Genomic DNA, 21,686 nt, shown 5'->3' on the forward strand with positions numbered 1-21,686 from the left:
CCGTGAACTACGATTGGCGATATGCGCTCGGCCTGCTGGTCAATCCCGATTTCTGGCAGGCGACCTGGGTCGTCGTGCAGCTCAGCTTCCTGAGCTGGTTCCTGGCCGCCGTCCTCGGCTTCGGACTGGCGCTCGCGAAGCAATCTTCCTGGCAGATCCTCAGCCGCCCGGCACGAATCTACATCTGGTTCTTCCGCAGCCTGCCGCTTCTCGTCCTGCTGATCTTCATCTACAGCATGCCGCAGGTCTTTCCCGCCCTGCGGCCGATCCTTTCGAACGCTTTCGTCGCCGGCCTGATCGCCCTGGTGGTCAGCGAGACGGCCTATATGGCGGAAATCCATCGCGGCGGCCTCCTGTCGATCCACAAGGGACAGATGGAAGCCGGGCGGGCGCTCGGCCTCGGTTTCGTCGGCATCCAGCGCCTCATCGTCATTCCGCAGGCAATCCGCGTGGCGCTGCCGGCCCTTGCCAACGAGCTTGTCACCATCATCAAGCTGACATCGCTGGTCTCGGTCATTTCACTCGCCGAGATCCTGCTGGTCGGCCAGCGCCTCTATACCCAGAACTTCCTCGTTCTGGAGACGCTGACCGCCGTCGCCTTCTTCTACATTCTCGTCGTCACGGTCTTCGACCGGGGGCTGACATGGCTGGAGCGGCGCGCCGACGTGCACCGCCGCGGCCAGAAGGCGCAGACGCTGACGGCCGAAGAAATCGCCGCCAGATGTTCCGACGTCCGGCTGCCGCCCGCTGCCCGCACCGAACGGCAGGATACCGGTGCGATTGCCCTCGAAGCCATCGATCTTCACAAGACCTTCGGCAATCTGCCGGTGCTGAAAGGCGTCGACCTGACCGTCCGGCCGGGCGAGGTGATCTCGATCATCGGCCGCTCCGGTTCAGGCAAGACCACATTCATCCGCCTGCTGAACGGGCTTGAACGGCTCGATGCCGGCACCGTGCGCCTGCATGGCTCCCCCTTCATCTCGGCCCGCCCGTCAGGCACCGGCCCGAGCATCGTCCAGGAAGACCATTCGCTCGTTCGCGACGTCGGCATGGTGTTCCAGAGCTTCAACCTCTTCAATCACCGCACCGTGCTCGACAATATCCTGCTTGCCCCGCTCTACCACGGCATAGGCAAGCGCAAGGAGCTTGAAGGGCTCGCCTTGCGTTATCTCGACAAGGTCGGCATGGCCGCCCATGCCAACAAGTACCCCCATCAGCTTTCCGGCGGACAGCAGCAACGCGTCGCCATCGCCCGCGCCCTGATGATGTCGCCGAGCATCATCCTCTTCGACGAGCCGACCTCGGCGCTCGACCCGGAAACCGTCGGCGAAGTGCTGGGCGTCATCCGCTCGCTGGCCGAGGAAGGCGTGACGATGGTGATCGTCACGCACGAAATGAATTTCGCCTTCGAGGTTTCCGACCGGATCGTCTTCATGGACGCCGGGAAGGTGGTCCATGACGATACGCCCGAACAGCTGAAGTCGGGCGACTATCCGCAGCTGCAACCGTTCCTGAAGAATCTGACAGTCTGAAACATGGAACAATCGATAAGCGCCCCGCGCGATCCCGCCTTCATCCGGATAGCCGCCGCGATAAAGGAGGATATTCTCGAAGGTCGCCTGCTCAGCGGAACCAGCCTGATCGAGGCGGACCTGGTCGACGTCTACGGCGTTTCCCGCAATACGCTGCGCGAAGCCTTGCAGCTTCTGCGCCAGCAGGGTCTCGTTTCGCAGGAGCCGAGCAAGAGCGTACGCGTCAAGCGGCTCAGCCTTGCCGAGGTGCGCGACGTCTTCATCGTCCGGCACCTCCTGGAACCGGGCGCATTGCGCGGACGCACGGCAGCACCCGACGGCTGGCTTGACCGGCTGGGCGACGTCATTCACGCGGAAGGCGAGGCGATCGCCGCGGCCGACTGGCCGGGCGTCGCCCGCCAGAGCCTGCGTTTCCATCAGGAAATCGTCTCGCTGCACGGCAGCGCGATCCTCGACCGGATGTTTTCCTTGATCGCCGCCCAGCTTTCGCTCGTCTTCATCGCCGGCAAGGGCGCGCAGGCGTTCCATGAACCCTGGCTTGCGCGCGAGGCGGAGATGTACCGTCTCCTTCAGCAGGGAGAATGGGACGCCGCCGCCGACCGGCTCGAACTTTACCTGACGGATTCCGAAGCCGTTCTGAGCACTCTGGTCTGAAGGCCGGGGCCGAACCGGTGGAACGTTGAAAACAGGAGCCGAAGACATGGTCCCCGATTCTTTCTCCAAAGCCGCTGCCGGACAGGATTGGCGGAGCGATCTCGACAGCGCCCTTGCCGATTATGCCGGCCGGAACTGGCAAGGCCGCGAGATATTCCTTGCCGAGCGCTTCGAAGCTGCACGGCGGGAAATCGCCCGCTGGCAGGCGTTCGCAAATGAAGGCGCGGAGCTGCCGCCTCTCGCCGGAGCGGTGATGACCGTCAAGGCCTGTTTCGACGTCGCCGGATGGACGGCGAGCTGCGCATCGCGCGTGCTGGCGGACAGGCCGCCGGCACAAAGCAGCGCCCCGCTGGTACGCCGCCTCCGGCAAGCCGGCGCGACGCTTCTGGCCCAGACCAATATGACGGAATTCGCCTATGGCGCGCTCGGCGTGAACACGCATTTCGGCACGCCGCGCACGCCGCTCGATCCGGCGGACGAGCGGATCGCCGGCGGCTCCAGTTCGGGCGCCGCGGTATCCGTCGCACGCGGCTATGCCGATTTCGGCCTTTCCTCCGACACCAGCGGCTCGGCGCGCATACCGGCGGCCTTTTGCGGCGTGACCGGTTTCAAGCCGAGCCGGGGCCGCTACCCGACCGGGGGCATGGCCTGGCTCTCCACGACCTTCGACGTCCCCGGCGTGATCGCCCGTGATGCCGCGCTTTGCCGTAGGATCGATACGATCGTCACCGGCGACACGGCGACACCGGCGCTGACCGCCGCCGATATCCGCCTAGCGCTCCCGGCCGGCTTCGGCGCCGCCTTCGACAGCGAGGTGGGGCAGATTTTCGATGCCTGCCTGTCCGCCCTCCGCACGGCCGGCGTCACCATTGTGGAAGTTCCGCTTCCCGATCTTGGCGAAAGCGCGCGCATCGCTGCGGAAGGCGGGGTGATCGGAGCGGAAGCCTATCACCTGCACAGCAACCATCTCGCCGAAGCGCTCGACAAATACGACCCTCTTGTCGGCTCGCGGCTGGTGAAGGGCGCGGAAATTCCCGCCCACCGCTATATCGGCGCCCTGCGTGCGCTGGAAGCCTGCCGTATCCGCTTCGATGCGGCCAGCGCCGGCTTCGACGGCTTCGTTCTGCCGACCGTGCCGATGCTGCCGCCCACCCTTGCCGAGCTTGCCGACGAGGATATCTACCTGGCGCTCAACCGGCGCTCGTTCTCGCTGGCAGAATTTGCAAACCGGCTGGATCTGCCGAGTATCACCCTGCCGACGGGCGCGGCACCGGTCGGCCTCATGCTGACCGGAACGCGCGGCGCCGACCGCCGGCTCCTGTCGATCGCCGGCATTCTGGAACCCATTGTCCGGATCACCGGACTCCACCGTTAACGCACCCAAGGAGACTGCGATGATTGTTGTAACTTCCGAAGAAATCGCCGGCACCGATCGCGATGCCTCCGGTCCGGGCTGGCAGAGCCGCCGCATGATCGTGCGCGACGACGGCATGGGCCACTCCGTTCACGAGACCCGCGTGAAGGAAGGTGCCGAGCTGCATCTGCACTACAAGAACCATTTCGAAACGAATTACTGCATTTCCGGTGAAGGCGAGGTCGAGCATCGCGACACCGGCGAGGTCTTCCCCATCCGGCCCGGCACCATCTACGCACTCAACGAGAACGACCCGCATATCCTGCGCGCCACCAAAGGCGATCTTCTCCTCGTCTGCGTCTTCACGCCGCCATTGGCCGGCAACGAGGTTCATCGCGAAGACGGCAGCTACGCGCCGGCCGGCTGACGGCTGCGGCACCCTTCGCCGGTAAATACCAACCGGCACAAGGGCTTGACTGCGGTCAACCGCGGGTTCCCGGTCTTTGCGCCTCCCCGCAGACGGCAAGGCCGGGGCCGCACCGCCTGCGCTTTCCACTTGACTGCACCAGCCGTTCGACTAGGCTGCCGGAAAATATCGGCTTCGTTCGCCGAGCGGCAATAGTGCCTCGCAAGCCTTACCCTCACGGGCGAGGCTGCGGGGCTTTTTCTTTTCTGGGGGGACAGTTTGAAGCGCCGCTTCGAAATCGGCATCCTTTACTCGCGTTCCGGCAATTATCGGCTTGTCTCCGATGCCTGCCGCAAGGGCGCATTGTCCGCTATCGCGGACGTAAATGCCGATCCCGCAAGCCCTGTGGCCCTTGCCCCCGTCGACTACGATCCCCAGGGCAACGCCGACGGCTATGCCGCCGGATGCGCCGAGATTCTCCAGAAGAGCAGCGCACGCCATATCATCGGCTGCATCACGTCCTGGAGCCGCAAGGAAGTCATTCCCGTGCTGGAACGAAGCGGCGGCACGCTCTGGTACGCCTGCCCCTACGAGGGATTCGAAACCAGCGACCATGTCGTCTACATGCATGCCTGCCCCAACCAGCAGCTGCTGCCGCTGTTTTCCCATGTGGTGCCGCGCTTCGGGGCAAACGGTTTTCTCCTCGGCTCCAATTATATCTGGGGGTGGGAGATGAACCGGGTGGCCCGCGATCTTATCGCCGATGCCGGCGGCGAAGTGCGCGGGGAACGCTATCTGCCGCTCGGCGAAACGGATGTTGCGCGTCTGATCGAGGAAATCCGCGCGACGCGTCCCGGCTTCGTGTTCAACAACCTGATCGGCTCCTCCTCCTATGCGTTCCTCAGGGCCTATGCGGAACTGGGCCGGACGGACGGCCATTTCCTGCCGCAGAACTGCCCCGTCATCTCGTGCAATCTGACCGAATGCGAACTGGAAGCCATCGGCGCCGCCGGCAAGGGGCATCTTTCGGCCGGCCCCTATTTTCACGAGCCCCGAGGCGATGACCGGGGCGGCTACCGGCCGCGCAGTTCGTTCGAGGCCGCCGCTTATGCGAGCGTGCGGGTGCTGGCGGAAATCCTCGCCGACAACCCCGACGCCGGCTGGGAGGACCTGCCGGCCGCCTTCGCCGAGCGCCGCTTCGAGACGCCGTTCGGCGCCACCGCCATCGATCCGCGCACGCAGCACGCCACGCTGCCGGTGGTCATCGGCAGGATCGAGGACGATGGTTTCCGAATCGTCAGCCGCAAGACGGACGTGGCCCCCGACCCCTATCTGTCCCGCTACGACCGCGCTGCCCAGTTCGGCGAGGCCCGCCTTCGCGTGGTGGCGCCATGAACCGGCGTGCGCGCATCCCCACCCTTGGCGGCGCGACCGCCTATGTGCTGCACCGGGCGCATCCGACCGCCCAGACGCTGGTGCGGCAGCTATCGGCGATCGGTCTGACGGCCATCGACTGCTGGCCGGAGCTGCCGCCGGCGGCGCTTTCGGCGGATTTCGTATTCTTCGACGTCGATCTCGGCTTTGACGAGCAGTTTCCCTGGAAACCGGGCGAAGCCCCGATGCCGATGGTGGCGCTGATCGGTTCGGAAGCGCCGGGCCGCATCGAATGGGCGCTGTTCACCCATCGCGCCAATGCGCATGTCCTCAAACCGGTCGGCACGGCCGGCATCTACAGCAGCCTTCTGATCGCAAGGCAGAACTTCGAGGAGCGCAAGCAACTCGCCGCGCGCATCGACGCCCTTCAGGCGCGCGTCGCCGAACGTCATACGATCGTGCGCGCCGTGGCGGCCCTGTCGAAGGACAGTGATTACGAGCAGGGTTTCGCGCGCCTGCGCCTGCTGGCCATGAACTGGCAGACGAGCATCGAGGAGGCCGCCGGACGCGTCGTCGCCATGGCGGAAAACGAGGACGGGAATGACCGACGCCATCACGCCTGACATCCAGCCGGCCGCAAGCCGGCCGCGCAAGGGAGCGCTCGGCAAACTGCTGGGGCGGCCGCTGGCGGTCATCGGCCTTGCGATCATCTTCATCGTCGTGGCGGGGGCGGCATTCGCGCCCTATCTCACCCCCTTCCGGCCGGACGAGCAGATTTTCGACGGTCTCACCCTCTATGGCGAACCGCTGCCGCCCAACGCGACCTTCTGGCTCGGCACCGACCTTCTGGGGCGCGATCTCCTGACACGCATCCTGCATGGCGCGCGCACCTCGCTGTTCATCGGCATCGTCGCCAACGGCATCGCGCTGGTCATCGGTACGCTGATCGGCGTTACCGCCGGCTATTACCGCGGCTGGATCGGCGGTGCGCTGATGCGCTTCACCGACCTGATGATGGCTTTCCCGGCCCTTCTTCTCGCCATCTGCCTGGCCGCCGTCTTCCAGCCAAGCCTGTGGATCGTCGCGCTCGTCATCGCTCTGGTGAACTGGGTGCAGACGGCGCGCGTGATGTTCACGCAGACAAGCTCGCTTGCCGAGCGCGAGTTCATCGACGCCGAACGCACCATCGGCGCAAGCAGCTCCCGGATCCTTTTCCTGCATATCCTGCCGCATCTCGTCCCCACCATCATCGTATGGGGGACGCTCGGCATCTCCACCACGGTGCTTCTGGAGGCAACGCTGTCGTATCTGGGTATCGGCGTGCAGCCGCCGACGCCCTCCTGGGGCAATATCATCTTCGAGAACCAGACCTATTTCCAGGCGGCGCCCTGGCTGGTCTTCTTCCCCGGCATCGCCATTCTCGCCCTGGCGCTCGCTTTCAATCTGGTGGGTGATGCGCTTCGCGACATCCTCGATCCGACCCAGCGGGGGCGCTCATGATATCCTATCTCGGACGGCGGATCATCCAGTCGATCCTGATCCTGCTCGGCATCTCCCTCATCACCTTTGCGCTGCTCTACCTGTTGCCGGCCGATCCGGTCCGCCAGATCGCCGGCCGCAGCGCCACGCCGGCGACGGTGGAAAGCATCCGCCGCCAGCTCGGTCTCGACCAGCCCTTCCTCGTGCAGTACGGCCGCTATCTGTGGAGCCTGCTGCAAGGCGACCTCGGCCGGTCCTACATCCAGCGCTCGGAAGTGTCGCAGCTGATCGTGGCGCGTCTTCCGGCCACCCTGCTGCTGATGCTGGGCGCCATCGTGTTCGAACTGCTGATCGGGCTGACGATGGGGATCGTGGCAGCCGTTCGACGCGGCACCAGGACCGATCAGTCGCTGATGGTCGTCTCCTTCATCGGCGTGTCCGCACCGCAATTCGTGGTCGGCCTGCTGCTGCTCTATGTCTTTGCCGTCAAGCTCGGCTGGTTCCCGATCGGCGGCTACGGCACCTTCTCGCATCTCGTGCTGCCCGCGCTGACCGTAGCGGTGATGAGTTCGGGCTGGTATGCGCGCATGATGCGCTCGTCGATGATCGACGTGCTGCGCCAGGATTATATCCGCACCGCCCGCGCCAAGGGTCTTGCCCGCGCCACCGTGCTGCTGCGCCATGCGCTCCCCAACGCCATCCTGCCCATCATCGCCATGATCGGCATCGACATCGGTATCCTGATGGGCGGCATCGTCGTCGTCGAAAGCGTGTTCGGCTGGCCCGGCATCGGCCAGCTCGTCTGGCAGGCGATCCAGCGCGTCGACATTCCCATCATCATGGGCGTGACCCTGGTGTCGGCGCTGGCCATCGTCCTCGGCAACCTGCTGGCCGACATCATCGCACCGCTTATCGATCCGCGCATCAAACTCAGATAATCAACGAAAGGGAACAATATGAAGACCTATCTCGCTTCAACCGTAGCCGTGGCGGCGCTCGCGTTCGGCCTGTCGGCCGCTTCCGCACAGGTCGTCCCCGACCCCGACGCCAAGAACGGCGGCTCGATCATCATCACCTACAAGGACGACGTGGCCACGCTCGATCCCGCCATCGGCTACGACTGGCAGAACTGGTCGATGATCAAGAGCCTGTTCGACGGCCTGATGGATTACGAGCCCGGCACCACCAATCTCGTTCCCGATCTCGCCGAAAGCTACACGATTTCCGAGGACGGACAGACCTTCACCTTCAAGCTGCGTGCGGGCGTGAAATTCCACAACGGCCGCGAGATGACCGCGGAAGACGTGAAATATTCCATCGACCGGGTCGTCAACCCGCAGACCCAGAGCCCCGGCCAGGGTTTCTTCGCGTCCATCAAGGGCTACGACGAGGCGGCCGAGGGCAAGGCGGACGGCGTTTCGGGCATCACCGTCATCGATCCGTTGACCGTCCAGTTCGAACTGACCCGCCCCGACGCCACCTTCCTGCATGTCATGGCCATCAACTTCAGCCATGTCGTGCCGAAGGAAGAAGTGGAAAAGCATGGCCCCGACTTCGGCAAGAACCCGGTCGGCACCGGCGCCTTCAAGCTCGGGGAATGGGCGCTCGGCCAGCGCGTGGTGTTCGAGAAGAACGCCGACTACTGGAACAAGGGGCTGCCGCATCTCGACGCCATCACCTTCGAGATCGGACAGGAGCCGATCGTCGCACTCCTGCGCCTGCAAAAGGGCGAGATCGACATTCCCGGCGACGGCATTCCACCGGCCAAGTTCCAGGAAGTCATGAACGATCCCGAGCAGAAGGCGCGCGTGGTCGAAGGCGGCCAGCTCCACACCGGCTATGTCACGATGAACGTCAACATCCCGCCTTTCGACAATGTGAAGGTGCGCCAGGCGGTCAATATGGCGATCAACAAGGAGCGCATCGTCCAGCTCATCAACAATCGCGCCGTGCCCGCCAATCAGCCGCTGCCGCCCTCCATGCCGGGCTATGCCAAGGATTATCAGGGCTATGCCTATGACGCGGAAAAGGCCAAGGCGCTGCTCACGGAAGCCGGCGTCGGCGACGGGTTCGAAACCGATCTCTACGTCATGAACACCGACCCGAACCCGCGCATCGCGCAGGGCATCCAGCAGGATCTGGCCGCCATCGGCATCAAAGCCAACATCCAGGCGCTGGCGCAAGCCAACGTGATTGCCGCCGGCGGCGAGAAGGAAGGCGCGCCGATGATCTGGTCGGGGGGCATGGCCTGGATCGCCGACTTCCCCGATCCGTCCAACTTCTACGGTCCGATCCTCGGCTGCGGCGGCGCGGTTCCGGGCGGCTGGAACTGGTCCTGGTACTGCAATGCGGACCTGGACAAAAAGGCCGAGGAAGCCGACTCCATCGTCGATCCGGCCAAGGCCGAGGAGCGCAACGAGATGTGGAGCGACATCTATGTGAAGATCATGGAAGACGCGCCCTGGGCGCCTGTCTTCAACGAGCAGCGCTTCACGATGAAATCCACTCGCATGGGCGGCGGCGACAATCTCTATGTCGACCCGGTCCATATCCCCGTCAACTACGACCATGTGTATGTGAACGATGTGCAATAACTGCAACTACACCATCCACGGACGCCACCATCATTTCGGCTGGGACAATTCCATCGTCCCGGCCGAAAAGGTCGCACCGGGCTCCACCGTCTTCTTCGAATGCCTCGATTCCTCCGGCGGACAGCTTTCGCCGGAAAGCACGGTCGAGGATATCGCCGGGCTCGACTTCGCGAAGATCAATCCGGTAACCGGACCGATCTTCGTCGACGGGGCGGAACCGGGCGATGCGCTGAAGGTCACCATCGAGGAGTTCAAACCGTCCGGCTTCGGCTGGACGGCGAACATTCCCGGTTTCGGGTTGCTCGCCGACGACTTCAAGGAGCCGGCGCTGGCGATCTGGAAATACGACGCCTCGACGCTGGAGCCGGCCTTGTTCGGCGAGCACGCCCGCGTGCCGCTGAAACCTTTCGCCGGAACCATCGGCAATGCGCCGGCCGACAAGGGCCTGCATTCCATCGTTCCTCCGCGCCGGGTCGGCGGCAATCTCGATATCCGCGACCTTGCCGCCGGCACGACACTCTACCTGCCGGTGGAAGTGGCGGGCGCGCTGTTTTCCGTCGGCGACACCCATGCCGCGCAAGGCGACGGAGAGGTCTGCGGCACGGCCATCGAAAGCCCGATGAACGTCGTGCTGACACTCGATCTGGTGAAAGGGGCAAATCTCAAGATGCCGCGCTTCACCACGCCGGGACCGGTCACGCGCCATCTCGACGCCAAGGGCTACGAAGTGACGACCGGCGTCGGCCCGGACCTGATGGAGGGCGCCAGAATGGCGGTTTCCCAGATGGTCGACCTTCTGGCCGGCCGCTACAATCTCGACCCCGTCGACGCCTATATGCTGGCGTCGGTCTGTGGCGACCTGCGCATCAGCGAGATCGTCGACATGCCGAACTGGGTCGTGTCCTTCTATTTCCCGCGCTGCGTCTTCGAATGAGCACCGGGGAAATCAACAGGGCGGCGGGAGCCTCGGCCCCCGCCGCTGCCGGTAAGCCGGTCCTGGACGTCTCGGGACTGACCATCAGCGTGCGCGGCGAGGACGGCGCGCGCGATGTGGTGCGCGACCTCTCCTTCACGCTGGCGCGCGGCGAAACGCTGTGCATCGCCGGCGAATCCGGCTCCGGCAAGTCGATGACCTCGCTGGCCATCATGGGGCTGCTGCCGCAACCGGCCGCTTATGTTTCCGCCGGTTCCATCCTGTTCGGCGACCTCGATCTCGCCCGGCTGGAAGAAGGCCGCATGCGCCGCATCCGCGGCAACCGCGTGGCGATGATCTTCCAGGAGCCCATGACCTCGCTGAACCCGGTGCTGAGCATCGGCCGCCAGCTCGTCGAGGCAATCGAGACCCATACCGCCCTGTCGCGGTCCCAGGCGCGCGAGAAGGCGATCGAGGCGCTGCGCGCCGTGCGGATTTCCGAAGCCGAAACCCGCATGAAACAGTTTCCCCACGAGCTTTCCGGCGGCATGCGCCAGCGCGTCATGATCGCCATGGCGCTCGCCCTCGATCCCGACATACTGATCGCCGACGAGCCGACCACCGCGCTCGACGTGACCGTGCAGGGCGAAGTGCTGGAGTTGCTGCGCGATCTCCAGCGCAGCCGCGGCACCAGCATCATCCTGATCACCCACGACATGGGCGTTGTCGCCGAGATGGCCGACCGCGTCATCGTCATGCGCGACGGCGCGATGATCGAGAACGGCCGGACGGAGAAGATTTTCAAAGCGCCGGCAACCGAATATACCACCGCTCTTCTGGCCGCCGTACCCCGGATCGGCGGCGGCTCCGGCCGACAGGAAAGCCGGCCGCCGGGCAGCGCGGAACCGGTGGCCTCCGTCAGCGATCTACAGGTGCGCTTCGACCTGCGGGGCGGCCTGCTCGGGCGCGTCCAGCGGCGCGTGCACGCCGTCGAAGGCGTGTCTTTTTCGATCCGCCCCAACGAGACGCTGGCGCTGGTCGGCGAATCCGGCTGCGGAAAGTCCACGACCGCCAAGGCGCTGGCCGGACTGATCCCCTATGCCGGAGACATCCGCGTCGGCGGGCGCGATCTTGCCGGCCTCGGCAAGGACGAGCGCAAGGCGGTGCGGCGCGAGGTTCAAATGGTGTTCCAGGATCCTTTCGCCTCGCTCGATCCGCGCATGCGCGTCGGGGACCTGGTGGCCGAACCGCTGATCATCCACAAGATCGCCACCCGCCGCGAGTGCCGTGACCGTGTCGCCGCGCTCTTCGAGCGGGTCGGCCTGCCAGCCGACGGCATGGAGCGTTACCCGCACGAATTTTCCGGCGGCCAGCGCCAGCGCATCTGCATCGCCCGCGCGCTCGCCTTGCGGCCGAGGCTGGTCATCGCTGACGAAAGCGTATCGGCGCTCGACGTTTCGGTACAGGCCCGGGTGCTGGAGCTGCTGCGCGAATTGCAGCAGGACCTCGGCGTCGCCTATCTGTTCATCTCGCATGACATGGCGGTGGTGGAGAATATCTCCGACCGGGTGGCCGTGATGTATCTCGGCCAGATCGTGGAAACAGGCACGCGCGACCAGGTGTTCTCGAACCCCGCCCATCCCTATACGCAGCGGCTGATCGATGCCGTGCCGATACCCGATCCGGCCCGGCGCCGCGCCCGCTTCTCCCGCATGGACGGCGAAATCCCGAGCCCGACCCGGGCCGTGGGCGACGAACCGCAACGGGTCGTCCTGCGCGATATCGGCGGCGGCCATCTGGTCGCCGCGTGAAAGCGGCTTGCAAGCCGGCGATCAGATCAGACCGTAGAAGCGCAGGCCATTGGTCTCCATGATCGCCTGCATGTCATCCGCGCCGAAACGTTCGCCGAGCAATGTGCGCGCCAAGCCGACCACCTCGCAATGGGTGGCCATGAGCGTGCAGACCGGCCAGTCCGAACCGAAGACCAGACGCTGCGGACCGAAGAGCGTCGCCACATGGTCCACGAAGGGCCGGATCCGTTCGGCGGACCAATCGTCGCCCGCCTCCGTGACGAGGCCCGAAATCTTGCAATACAGGCCCGGCATGGCGGCCAGCGCCGCCATGCCGTCGCGCCATTCCGGCGTCATCGGCGCCCGCATGTCGGGCTTGGAAATATGATCGATGATGGCGTGCAGGTCCGGGATCGCCCGCACCGTCTCCACGATCGCCGGCAGGTGACGGGGGAAGGACAGGATATCGAAGGGAATGCGCCGGCGCGCCACCAGCCCCAGCGACGCGCGAAACCGTGGATCGGCGATCATCGCCGGAGGGTGATCCTGGAGCATCGGCCGGAGCCCGACCCATTTCGGTTGCGCGGCATAATGGTCGAGACGCGCCGGAAAATCCGCCTTCAGCATATCGAGCCATCCCACCACCCCGGCGACGAAAGGCGTTGACGCGGCAATCTCCAGCAGGAAATCCGTTTCCGCCTCGGTCTCGGCCGCCTGCACCGCTATGGTGCGGGTGATCCCGGCCGCCTGCATCAGGGGCGCCAGATCCGCCGGTCCGAAATCGCGAAACAGCGGCTCCACCTCCGATGTCAACCAGCCGTAGTCGCCGCGTGCGACCTGCCAGAAATGTTGATGCGCATCCAGCATATTCCGCCCCCTGCCCTGCGTGAGGCGTCTTGCGCCCCGTCGGATCCAGCCGGATCATAGCCGGCAGGTCGCGACAGGCAATCCGGCGACAAAGAATGCCCTCTCCAGTCTGTAAGGATTGAAATTCCTTAATATGCCGGGAAAAGCGCGGAATATCGGAAATTTTGAAGAAACTATGGACTTCAACGGTTGTTTGTTCTAATCAATGGCCAAAATGCGACTAGATATCGTATTTGCGAAGCATCCGCTTGGCAATCGACGACAGTCCTTTTTCACCCGGTGCGGTGAAATTTCCTGTCCGTGACAAACAGAATGAAGGAGAGAGCCCGCGTTCCCGGCCGGGCCCGACAATATGGCTTTTGCGACTGAAAGTGACCCGTTGAACACCGAACGTCCGGTCAAGATCAGTATCAGGAATGTTTTCAAGATCTTCGGAGACCGGCCCGAACGGGCTCTCGACCTGCTGAAGGCAGGCAAGACCAAGGCCGAAATCCATGCGGCCACCGGCTGCTCGATCGGCGTCGACGACGCCAGCTTCGATATCCGCGCCGGCGAGATCTTCATCATCATGGGTTTGTCGGGCTCGGGGAAATCCACGATGCTCCGGCTGCTGAATCGTCTGATCGAACCCACGTCGGGCGAAATCGAAATCGACGGCAGCAAGGTGACCACCATGTCGCGCGACGCACTGATCGCCCTGCGCCGGCGTGATATCAGCATGGTCTTCCAGTCGTTCGCCCTGCTGCCGAACCGCAACGTGATCGACAATGCGGCCTTCGGCCTCGAAGTCGCCGGTGTCGGCGAGGCCGACCGCAAGCGCCGCGCGCGCGACGCGCTGAAAGCGGTCGGGCTTGAAGGCTATGACAACAGCCGCACCGACGAACTGTCCGGGGGCATGAAGCAGCGCGTGGGGCTTGCCCGCGCTCTGGCCGCCGAACCGAGCATCCTGCTGATGGACGAGGCCTTCTCTGCGCTCGATCCGCTCATCCGCACCGAGATGCAGGACGAACTGGTCCGGCTTCAGGCCGACCGCAGCCGGACGATCGTCTTCGTCAGCCACGATCTCGACGAGGCGATGCGCATCGGCGACCGCATCTGCATCATGCAGAACGGCAAGGTCGTGCAGGTCGGCACGCCGGACGAGATCGTATTGCAGCCGGCCAATGACTATGTCCGCTCGTTTTTCCGCAATGTGGATGTCTCGCAGGTCTTCCGCGCCGGCGACATCGCCCGCAAGACGCAGGTCACCCTCATCGAGCGGCAAGGCGTTTCCACCGCTGCGGCGCTGGAACGCATGGAGCACTTCGACCGCGACGTCGCCATCATCATCGGCCGCGACAAGCGCTATCACGGCATGGTCAGCCGCACGTCGCTGATCGAGACGGCGCGGGCCGGCGGCTCCGACCCCTATAGGCGAGCCTTTCTATCCGACATCGAACCGATTCCGGCATCCGAAAGCCTGTCGAACGTGCTGGGCAGGGTCGCTTCCAGCCCCTGGCCGGTTCCGGTCGTCGACGACGACCACCGCTACGTCGGTTCCATCAGCAAGTCCACGCTTCTCGAAACGCTCGATCGTACAAGCTGACCCAGACGCCCGGAGATTTTTCATGACATTCGATCTCGGTGACGGCGTCGACGCCGTCGTCAATTATATCCTCGACAATTTCGCGCCGCTTCTGGACGCCGTAGCCGCAGGCATCGGCACGGTCACCAATGGCATCCAGGCCTCGCTTCTCGCGATGCCGATGCTCGTAGGCCTCGCCATCCTCGTGCTTCTGTCGCTTTGGCGGGTCGGTTTCGGCTTCGCCGTCTTCACCGGCCTTTCCCTCTGGCTGGTCGAGCATATGGGCCTGTGGTCGGCGATGATGGAGACATTGTCGCTGGTCCTTGCCTCCACGCTGGTCGCCGGGGTGATCGGCCTGCCGCTCGGCATCGCGATGGCCCGCAGCGACCGCGTGGCGGCCGTCGTGCGGCCGGTGCTCGACCTGATGCAGACCATGCCCGCCTTCGTCTATCTGATTCCGGCGGCGATGTTCTTCGGGCTCGGAGCCGTTCCCGGCACCATCGCCACCGTCATCTTCTCGATGCCGCCGGTGGTGCGCCTCACCAATCTCGGTATCCGGCAGGTCCATGCCGAATTCGTGGAGGCCGGCAACGCCTTCGGCTGCACGGCGTCGCAGCTTCTCTTCAAGGTGCAACTGCCCAACGCCATGCCCTCGATCATGGCCGGGATCAACCAGACGATCATGCTGTCGCTGTCGATGGTGGTCATCGCCTCGATGATCGGCGCCGGCGGTCTCGGCAACACCGTCCTGACCGGCATCCAGCGTCTCGACGTCGGCACCGGCTTCGAAGGCGGCATCGCCGTCGTCATTCTCGCGGTGATCCTCGACAGGATCACCCAGAGCCTCGGAAAGGAGCGCGCTGGTGTCTGGCGCCTTCCCTTCCGCCGGACAGCGCGGCCGGAGGCGGCTTCCACCGCGACGGCCTGAGCCGTCGCCGCGCTGAAAGATGGCCGCCCTTGCCGGCGGCCGAATGCGAACCTTCAAAAAAGGAGCAGAAATGTTCAAGACACTCGTTACCATGGGCCTTGCCGCCGGAATCTTCACCGGCGCCTTCGGCGCGGCGCAAGCTGAAACACCGGTGAAGCTCGGCTGGGCCGCCTGGTCGGACGCCGAATTCGTGACCAAGCTTGCCGCAAAGCTCATCGAGGACGAATTCGGCCAGGACGTGGAACTGGTCCAGACCGACGTGGCCCCGCTCTATCAGGGCGTGAGCCGCGGCGATCTCGACGCCATGATGATGGCCTGGCTGCCGGCCACCCACGCGGACTATTACGCCAAGGTGAAGGACAAGGTCACGACGCTCGGCACGGTCTACGACGGCGCCAAGCTCGGCTGGGTCGTTCCGACATATATTCCGGAAGACGCTATCGCCTCCATCGAGGACCTGAAGAAGGACGAGGTGAAGGAGAAGCTCAAGGGCCGGATCGAAGGCATCGATCCCGGAGCGGGCCTGACGCGCCTGTCCGAAACGGCCGTCGAGGATTACGGCCTGGACGGCTACAAGCTCCAGATCTCCAGCGAAGCCGGCATGCTGACGACCGTCGATCGGGCCGTCCGCAACGAGGGCTGGTTCGTGGCGACCGCCTGGAGCCCCCACTGGATGTTCGGGAAATACGAGCTGCGTTATCTCGACGACCCGAAGGGCGCACTCGGCGAAGCCGAGCACGTCGACATTCTCGCGCGCAAGGACTTCGAGAAGGACAATCCGAAGGTCGCCGGTTTCCTCTCCCGCATGAAACTGCCGATCGCCGACCTGGAGGCGGCGATGTTCGTTGCCCAGGAAACCTCCTATGAGGCGGCCGTGGAGAAATACATCAAGGATCATCCGGACCAGATCAAGACTTGGGTCGGTTCCGGGGACGAATGAGACCCCGGCCTTCCCCGGATCTCGGGAACCCGTCATGACAGATGATCTCCGCGGTCGGCAACGGCCGCGGAGATCGTCGTTTTCTGGATGTCTTCTCTGCCTTCCTCAAGCCTTCGCCGCGCATTCGTGTTAGGCAACGCCCAAGGTGGAAGATCTTGCCCTTTCCTGAATTCGACCGAACTGGAGACTGAATGATGATGTCGAACCTGACCGACCTGCATCCGCTGCTCGGCACCGTCGTTGCGCTGCTCATCCTGGCGCTGGCCGCCCTTTTCGCCAACTATGTGGTCAAGGCGCTGCTGGTGCGCATTCTCAACCGTGCTCTGTCCTTCACGGTCTTTGGCCGTGATCCCGAGCTTCGGCGGCATGGCTTCATCGAGAGGCTGGCGAACATCATGCCGGCGCTGGTGGTTTCCGCCGGTATCGTTCTGGTTCCCAATCTGCCGGCGTTCGTCGTCGTCGTCGTCCAGAACGTCGCCCATGCCTTCATGATCCTGACGGCGGCCATGGCCATCAGCGCGGCCTTCAACGTCGTCGACACGATCTATCATCGCCGCCCGGAAGCGCGGTTGAAGCCGATCAAGGGCTATATCCAAGTCGTCAAGATCGCGATCTACGTGATCGCGGCGCTCCTGATGATCGCCACATTGATCGACAGGTCGCCGTTGATCCTGCTGTCCGGCCTCGGCGCGATGGCCGCCGTCCTCATCCTGGTGTTCCAGGATACACTTCTGTCGCTCGTCGCCGGCATCCAGATTTCCTCCACCGACATGGTCCGGGTCGGCGACTGGATCGAGATGCCCGGTCAGAACGCCGATGGAGACGTTATCGAGATCGCGCTTCACACCGTGAAGGTGCAGAATTTCGACAAGACCATCACGACGGTGCCGATCCGCAAACTGGTGACCGATCCTGTCAAGAACTGGCGCGGCATGCAGGAAACGGGCGGACGGCGGATCAAGCGCGCAATTCACCTCGACCAGACCAGCATCCGCTTCCTCACCTCGCAGGATCTTGAAAGGCTGACGGAGTTCGGCCTGCTCGAATCCTATCTCAAGGACAAGCAGGCGGAACTGGCGGAATGGAACGGCAAGCTTGGAGCGCGCGCCCGGATTGCCGCCAATACACGCCGGGCGACCAATATCGGCACGTTCCGCGCCTATGTGGAAGCCTATCTGCGCAATCATCCCGGGGTGCATAAGAACATGACGCTGCTGGTGCGCCAGCTTTCCCCGCAGCCCGACGGCCTGCCGCTCGAAGTCTATTGTTTTACGAACACCGTCACCTGGGCGCTCTACGAGGGCATCCAGTCGGATATTTTCGATCACCTCTATTCGATCCTGCCGGAGTTCGGCTTGCGCGTCTTCCAGAACCCGAGCGGACGCGATCTCCAGTTTCTGTCGCAGGCGGGAACGGAAGCCAGCGAGCGGTAACTGACGCGGTCAGATAATCCCCCAGGCGCGAAAACGGCCGCGGCCGGTCAGTTCCCGCAGATTGAGTTCGGCGGCGAGCTTCAACGCTCCCTGCGGGGTGACCGACAGCGTCTCGGCGATCATGCCGGTCGTGACCAGTGGACGCGACAGCACCAGGTCGACCAGTTGCGGCAATTTCGACGATTGCCGACGGCCCTTGATACGATGCTGCATCTGCTGCCGGGCAAGAAGAAGCCTGTCGTTTTCCTTCAGCCCGGTTTCCGCGGCGGCGATCAGGGCTTCCACCGTGGCGAGAAGCCGCGCTGTCCTGTCCCGGTTTGCCCGATGCTTGCGCTCGATCTGCTTCAGCCCGAGATTGAAAGCGGGCAGGTGGCCGCCGGCAAGCCCGGCCTCGCGCAACAGGTCAGCGGCCAATAGACGGCCGAACCATGGCGCATGCTGGAAGACCTGAAGGTGGCTCCAGGCGTCGAGCGCCACGGCGGCGCGAAGAACCGGCGGCAGGTCCGTGGTCTCGCCGACCACCGTCCGCCAGGCGTCCAGTCTTTCATCCTCGTCCCAGTCCGGCTCATAAATCATCGGGTCACGCTCGCGCGGGCGTGGTCTTATATCCGGTCGAGAATTCCCCGCCAGAACCGCTTCACTGCGGGCGAGCAGCGCGTCCACCGCCGCCAGATGTTCCCGCCAGGAACGATCGCCCTCCCGTTCTGCGGCGCTTTCCTCATTATCCGGTTTCTCATATATCGATACGCCTTTGGTCTCGAAGGGTATCTGCTCCGCCGCTTCTCCACCGCGCAGCTTGCGCAGCCCTTCGGCGCTTGCAGCCCATCCGGCAGGATGCGAAACGATCCGGCGACGGCTGCGGAGCACATCCATGGCGATCGCCAGTTCATGCGTCGGCGCGCGCACGCCCATGGCGGCGTCATGCAGGACAAGCTCTTCCATATGGACGAGTTCGCCGTCTATCCACAACGAGGCGGCCGCATCGGCGAAATGGCTGCGCGAGATCCAGCCCTCGCCCACCGGCGACCAGCCTATACGCTCGTCGAGCCGTGTCAGGGCGGCAGTGGCCCGGCAGACAGCCGGAAACAGGGATTGGATGGGTAAGCTCGCGAGATCGTAACGCATTGATCTTCTTATAAAGCTTTTGCGTTATGAAAGCGATGGGTGCCTTGAGTTTCGCTACTCATACACTCCCTTTCGCTGCGAATTCCATATCGCAACGAGGAATATATGAAAGGATCAGGGCCTGCATGCCCTGAGAGGGAAACGCCCCTATATAGTCCATTTTTCAGCTTTCTCGTCAAGCCCGGAGAAGGTGCGGAGGCTTTTCCAGGTGTCTGGCTTCCTGGTGCGGCGGACTGAAGGTTGACGGCGGTCATGCTGCCTGTGCCTCCCTTTGGCTCTGGGCTCTCGCCAGGGCTCTCAGCATGGGGCCGGGAGAGAACTGGTTGCGATATGCCCGATGCGTCAGGTTTCGAAGATATCCGCCTGCGGAACGGATGTGCTCGGATCGTTCGAGAATACAGGCCATGACGGCGGCGGCATTTTTCGGACCAAGCACCTTGCAGGCCTGTTGATAGGCGTCCGGTTGAACCCCGAGCATCGATCGGATAACGGCGGCGGCGGACGAGAGGTCCTCCCAGCTTCGTATTCCGCCACCGGGACCGAAGGGAGTGATTTCGGGGCAGGCTTGCAGGACCAGGGCGAGCGGATAGATCTCCGGCGAATGCAGGCTCTTGTGTGTTTCCTGGCTAATCAGCCGTTCAGGACGATCGTCTTGATATTCTGTTTGCGGGATACCTGAACGCTCTTCCGGAGCGGAAAGATGGCGCTTTTCATGGTCGTGCGAAATCGAGGCTTCAGAATCCTTATGAGATTCGGTATTTGAATTCTGTATGTGCCGCTCATTTTGACCGGCATTGCCGGTCACTTCCCGCGATTTTATCTGTTGTTCCAGACGGTTGATGATATCTGCGCGCAGATGCTGCAATCCGGTGAGCGCGGCGGTCAGATGATCGTTGAGGGGGACACGCGGCAGAGCATCGAGTACGGTCCGATAGACGGCCTCATAGGCATCCCAGTCGCCGGATAGCTGTTCTTCCCGGCCGGTCGCGATCAGCTTGACGATGTCGCGCCGGAGCAGAGTGACCCGTTCGCGCAAGGTCTGAAGCTGGCGGCGTTCGGCAGCGACGTCTGCGGCATGCTGAATGATCTCTTCGGCCCGGGCGAGCAGAGGCGAGAGGCAGAAGCCGAACGCCTCGCGGATGCCCCCCTGCCCGCTCTTGCGAGCGTAGCGCTTGCCATTGGGGCTGTCACGCCGCAGGATCAGGCCGGCCTCTACGAGCGCGGCCAGATGCCGGCGCAGCGTTGCTTCCGCCATGCCATGCGTGCGCAGCGAGAGCTGCGCATTCGAGGGGAAGACGACCAGCGGATCTTCCGCGCAAAGCTCGGTCTTGGGGTAGAAGCTGATCAAGGCGTTCAGCACGGCCAGCGAGCGGTCGCTGACCCCCAGTCGGCTGCGGCCTTCGCAAAGCGATCGATAGAGTTTCCATTTGTCGACGCACGTTTCCGGTGCGATATCGCGGGCGATTGCCTGGCTTGCCAAGAGGCCAAGCGTCATCGTCCGCCGCCCGAAGGGCGTCGTCACACGTCCGATATCCATGTCCTTCACCTTTTCGAAGGCAAAAGAGGTCCCATCACCGAAACCGGTGTCGAAAACGCTTGACTGTGATTCGGGGAAGTGCGATTCTCAGGCTGCTAAACGATGAGAAGGGCTTCCGCGACGGTAACGTTGAGGGGGCCTTTTTCTTTTGCGGTTCAGTCTCCTGTTTCTGATTGTTGTTCCGTCTCGAACGCCTCATAGAGGCGATCCAGATTCCGGGTGATATAAGCGCCGAAGGCGGAGGCTTCCGCAGCCTTCAGGGCAATGGTGTAATTGCGGCCGGTGTCCTTGATGCTGGCGCGGATCGCGCCGCTCGGGCCCTGCCATTCCGAAGCGGGGGCGGGCTGCTTTTCGACCGGGGCGGCGGTGCCGCGAGCAAGATGGCTGCTGAGCAGGCCGAACCGCTCGTCCGGTGATTTCCCTTGAATGCGCTCTCGGGCGAGGAAGAGAAGGGCGCGCTCCTCGCTCTCGTCATCGTCGAAGCGGATCGAAAGTTCATGCCAGCGGTCCCGGCCGATCGAAAGAGCCGGGCCGAGGGCCGTCATTACGGACCCCGGAATGCGGTTCACGACCGACAGCATCTTTGAAACGGTCGTCTTGTCGGCGCTCAGCGCGGCCATGATGGTTTCCCGGTCGAAACCGCGTGCTTCCAGCTCCCCGGCAAACGTTGCGCGTTCGAGAAACGAAAGGTCGGCGCGGGCGCTGTTTTCCTGCCCTTGCGCGATGACGTGATCGCGATCGCTCAGTTTCTTGACGACGGCGCGAACCGGTATGCCGAGCAGCTGGGCGGCCTTGGCGCGACGGTGTCCGAAGGCGATCTGATAGACGCCTTCCTTTTCCGGATGGGGGCGGACGAGAATGGGGGAATCCTGCCCCCTCACCCGGATCGCCTCGACCAGCTCCTGGAATTGTTCATCGGAATGAACGAGCCGGTCGGAAATGAAGGATTCCTCGATCTGGCTGGGCTCCAGCTCGATGACGGCTTCGCCGGCCGTCAGTCTGGCCTCGATTTCGCGTGCGGCGTCGGCGCGGGCAGCGAGCGCATCGATACTGCGGGTAACGGCCCCCAGCGCCCCGATGCCCTTGTAGGTAAGCGGTGCGCGTTGAGAGGACGCCTCTGGCGATGGCGGGTTTACTGCGGTCAACCTGTCCTTGGAAGGGTCCATCAAGCTGGAGAGAACGTTCTTTCGTGCCAT

Annotated in this window: 19 protein-coding genes; 15 read left to right on the forward strand and 4 right to left on the reverse strand. The window is 63.8% G+C overall.

All coding sequences use genetic code 11. From position 1 onward, the window contains the following. Positions 1 to 2 precede the first annotated feature (2 nt). From KYK29_RS22480 to KYK29_RS09610, 11 genes are all read left to right on the forward strand, one after another. Positions 3 to 1,532: an amino acid ABC transporter permease/ATP-binding protein gene (locus KYK29_RS22480; protein WP_367880981.1), complete on the forward strand. Its 1,530-nt coding sequence runs from the start codon at positions 3 to 5 to the stop codon at positions 1,530 to 1,532. Between the two features lie 3 nt (positions 1,533 to 1,535). After that, entirely contained in the window at positions 1,536 to 2,186 is a 651-nt protein-coding gene (locus KYK29_RS09565) for a GntR family transcriptional regulator (RefSeq protein ID WP_254690653.1), read from the forward strand. Positions 2,187 to 2,232: 46 nt separating this feature from the next. Next, positions 2,233 to 3,561 (forward strand): amidase, encoded by a 1,329-nt coding sequence (locus KYK29_RS09570; protein WP_254690654.1) that lies wholly within the window; start codon positions 2,233 to 2,235, stop codon positions 3,559 to 3,561. A gap of 19 nt (positions 3,562 to 3,580) precedes the next feature. Next, on the forward strand, positions 3,581 to 3,967 hold the full coding sequence (locus tag KYK29_RS09575) for an ectoine synthase (protein WP_254690655.1): 387 nt from the start codon (positions 3,581 to 3,583) through the stop codon (positions 3,965 to 3,967). A gap of 258 nt (positions 3,968 to 4,225) precedes the next feature. Beyond that, complete coding sequence (locus KYK29_RS09580) at positions 4,226 to 5,341, forward strand: transporter substrate-binding protein (RefSeq protein WP_254690656.1); 1,116 nt, start codon at positions 4,226 to 4,228, stop codon at positions 5,339 to 5,341. Then, positions 5,338 to 5,943: an ANTAR domain-containing response regulator gene (locus KYK29_RS09585; protein WP_254690657.1), complete on the forward strand. Its 606-nt coding sequence runs from the start codon at positions 5,338 to 5,340 to the stop codon at positions 5,941 to 5,943. The genes KYK29_RS09580 and KYK29_RS09585 overlap by 4 nt, the downstream gene beginning before the upstream one ends. After that, the gene (locus KYK29_RS09590; protein ID WP_254690658.1) at positions 5,921 to 6,820 is read left to right on the forward strand and encodes an ABC transporter permease; all 900 of its coding nucleotides are present in this window, start codon (positions 5,921 to 5,923) and stop codon (positions 6,818 to 6,820) included. The genes KYK29_RS09585 and KYK29_RS09590 overlap by 23 nt, the downstream gene beginning before the upstream one ends. Further along, complete coding sequence (locus tag KYK29_RS09595) at positions 6,817 to 7,737, forward strand: ABC transporter permease (protein ID WP_254690659.1); 921 nt, start codon at positions 6,817 to 6,819, stop codon at positions 7,735 to 7,737. The genes KYK29_RS09590 and KYK29_RS09595 overlap by 4 nt, the downstream gene beginning before the upstream one ends. Before the next feature lie 18 nt (positions 7,738 to 7,755). Then, positions 7,756 to 9,393 (forward strand): ABC transporter substrate-binding protein, encoded by a 1,638-nt coding sequence (locus KYK29_RS09600; RefSeq protein ID WP_254690660.1) that lies wholly within the window; start codon positions 7,756 to 7,758, stop codon positions 9,391 to 9,393. Then, a complete protein-coding gene (locus KYK29_RS09605; RefSeq protein WP_254690661.1) occupies positions 9,383 to 10,327 on the forward strand; it encodes an acetamidase/formamidase family protein in 945 nt (314 codons plus the stop codon). Before KYK29_RS09600 ends, KYK29_RS09605 begins: the two co-directional genes overlap by 11 nt. Continuing rightward, positions 10,324 to 12,117, forward strand: a complete 1,794-nt coding sequence (locus KYK29_RS09610) for an ABC transporter ATP-binding protein (protein ID WP_254690662.1) — start codon at positions 10,324 to 10,326, stop codon at positions 12,115 to 12,117. The genes KYK29_RS09605 and KYK29_RS09610 overlap by 4 nt, the downstream gene beginning before the upstream one ends. A gap of 21 nt (positions 12,118 to 12,138) precedes the next feature. Here KYK29_RS09610 and KYK29_RS09615 read toward each other — a convergent pair whose 3' ends face one another. Further along, positions 12,139 to 12,963, reverse strand: coding sequence for an amidohydrolase family protein (locus tag KYK29_RS09615; RefSeq protein ID WP_254690663.1), 825 nt, complete (start codon positions 12,961 to 12,963; stop codon positions 12,139 to 12,141). A gap of 379 nt (positions 12,964 to 13,342) precedes the next feature. On the opposite strand from KYK29_RS09615, the gene proV reads away from it, so the two are divergent. The 4 genes from proV to KYK29_RS09635 all read left to right on the forward strand — a co-directional run bounded on the left by proV (position 13,343) and on the right by KYK29_RS09635 (position 17,828). Beyond that, positions 13,343 to 14,548, forward strand: a complete 1,206-nt coding sequence (gene proV, locus KYK29_RS09620; protein ID WP_254690664.1) for a glycine betaine/L-proline ABC transporter ATP-binding protein ProV — start codon at positions 13,343 to 13,345, stop codon at positions 14,546 to 14,548. A gap of 22 nt (positions 14,549 to 14,570) precedes the next feature. Beyond that, positions 14,571 to 15,455 (forward strand): ABC transporter permease, encoded by an 885-nt coding sequence (locus tag KYK29_RS09625; RefSeq protein ID WP_254690665.1) that lies wholly within the window; start codon positions 14,571 to 14,573, stop codon positions 15,453 to 15,455. A 70-nt stretch (positions 15,456 to 15,525) separates the two neighbouring features. Then, positions 15,526 to 16,395, forward strand: coding sequence for a glycine betaine ABC transporter substrate-binding protein (locus tag KYK29_RS09630; RefSeq protein WP_437437239.1), 870 nt, complete (start codon positions 15,526 to 15,528; stop codon positions 16,393 to 16,395). A 197-nt stretch (positions 16,396 to 16,592) separates the two neighbouring features. Then, positions 16,593 to 17,828 carry a mechanosensitive ion channel family protein gene (locus KYK29_RS09635; RefSeq protein ID WP_254690877.1) on the forward strand — a complete coding sequence of 412 codons (1,236 nt, stop codon included), beginning with the start codon at positions 16,593 to 16,595 and terminating at the stop codon, positions 17,826 to 17,828. Positions 17,829 to 17,837: 9 nt separating this feature from the next. Here the strand turns inward: KYK29_RS09635 and KYK29_RS09640 are convergent, their stop codons facing one another. The 3 genes from KYK29_RS09640 to repB all read right to left on the reverse strand — a co-directional run bounded on the left by KYK29_RS09640 (position 17,838) and on the right by repB (position 21,686). Continuing rightward, positions 17,838 to 18,953 carry an RHE_PE00001 family protein gene (locus tag KYK29_RS09640; RefSeq protein ID WP_254690666.1) on the reverse strand — a complete coding sequence of 372 codons (1,116 nt, stop codon included), beginning with the start codon at positions 18,951 to 18,953 and terminating at the stop codon, positions 17,838 to 17,840. Positions 18,954 to 19,203: 250 nt separating this feature from the next. Beyond that, entirely contained in the window at positions 19,204 to 20,490 is a 1,287-nt protein-coding gene (gene repC / locus KYK29_RS09645; RefSeq protein ID WP_254690878.1) for a plasmid replication protein RepC, read from the reverse strand. A gap of 155 nt (positions 20,491 to 20,645) precedes the next feature. Next, positions 20,646 to 21,686, reverse strand: coding sequence for a plasmid partitioning protein RepB (gene repB, locus KYK29_RS09650; RefSeq protein WP_254690667.1), 1,041 nt, complete (start codon positions 21,684 to 21,686; stop codon positions 20,646 to 20,648).

The sequence above is a fragment of the Shinella daejeonensis genome, assembly GCF_024281235.1.
Classification (GTDB): domain Bacteria; phylum Pseudomonadota; class Alphaproteobacteria; order Rhizobiales; family Rhizobiaceae; genus Shinella; species Shinella daejeonensis.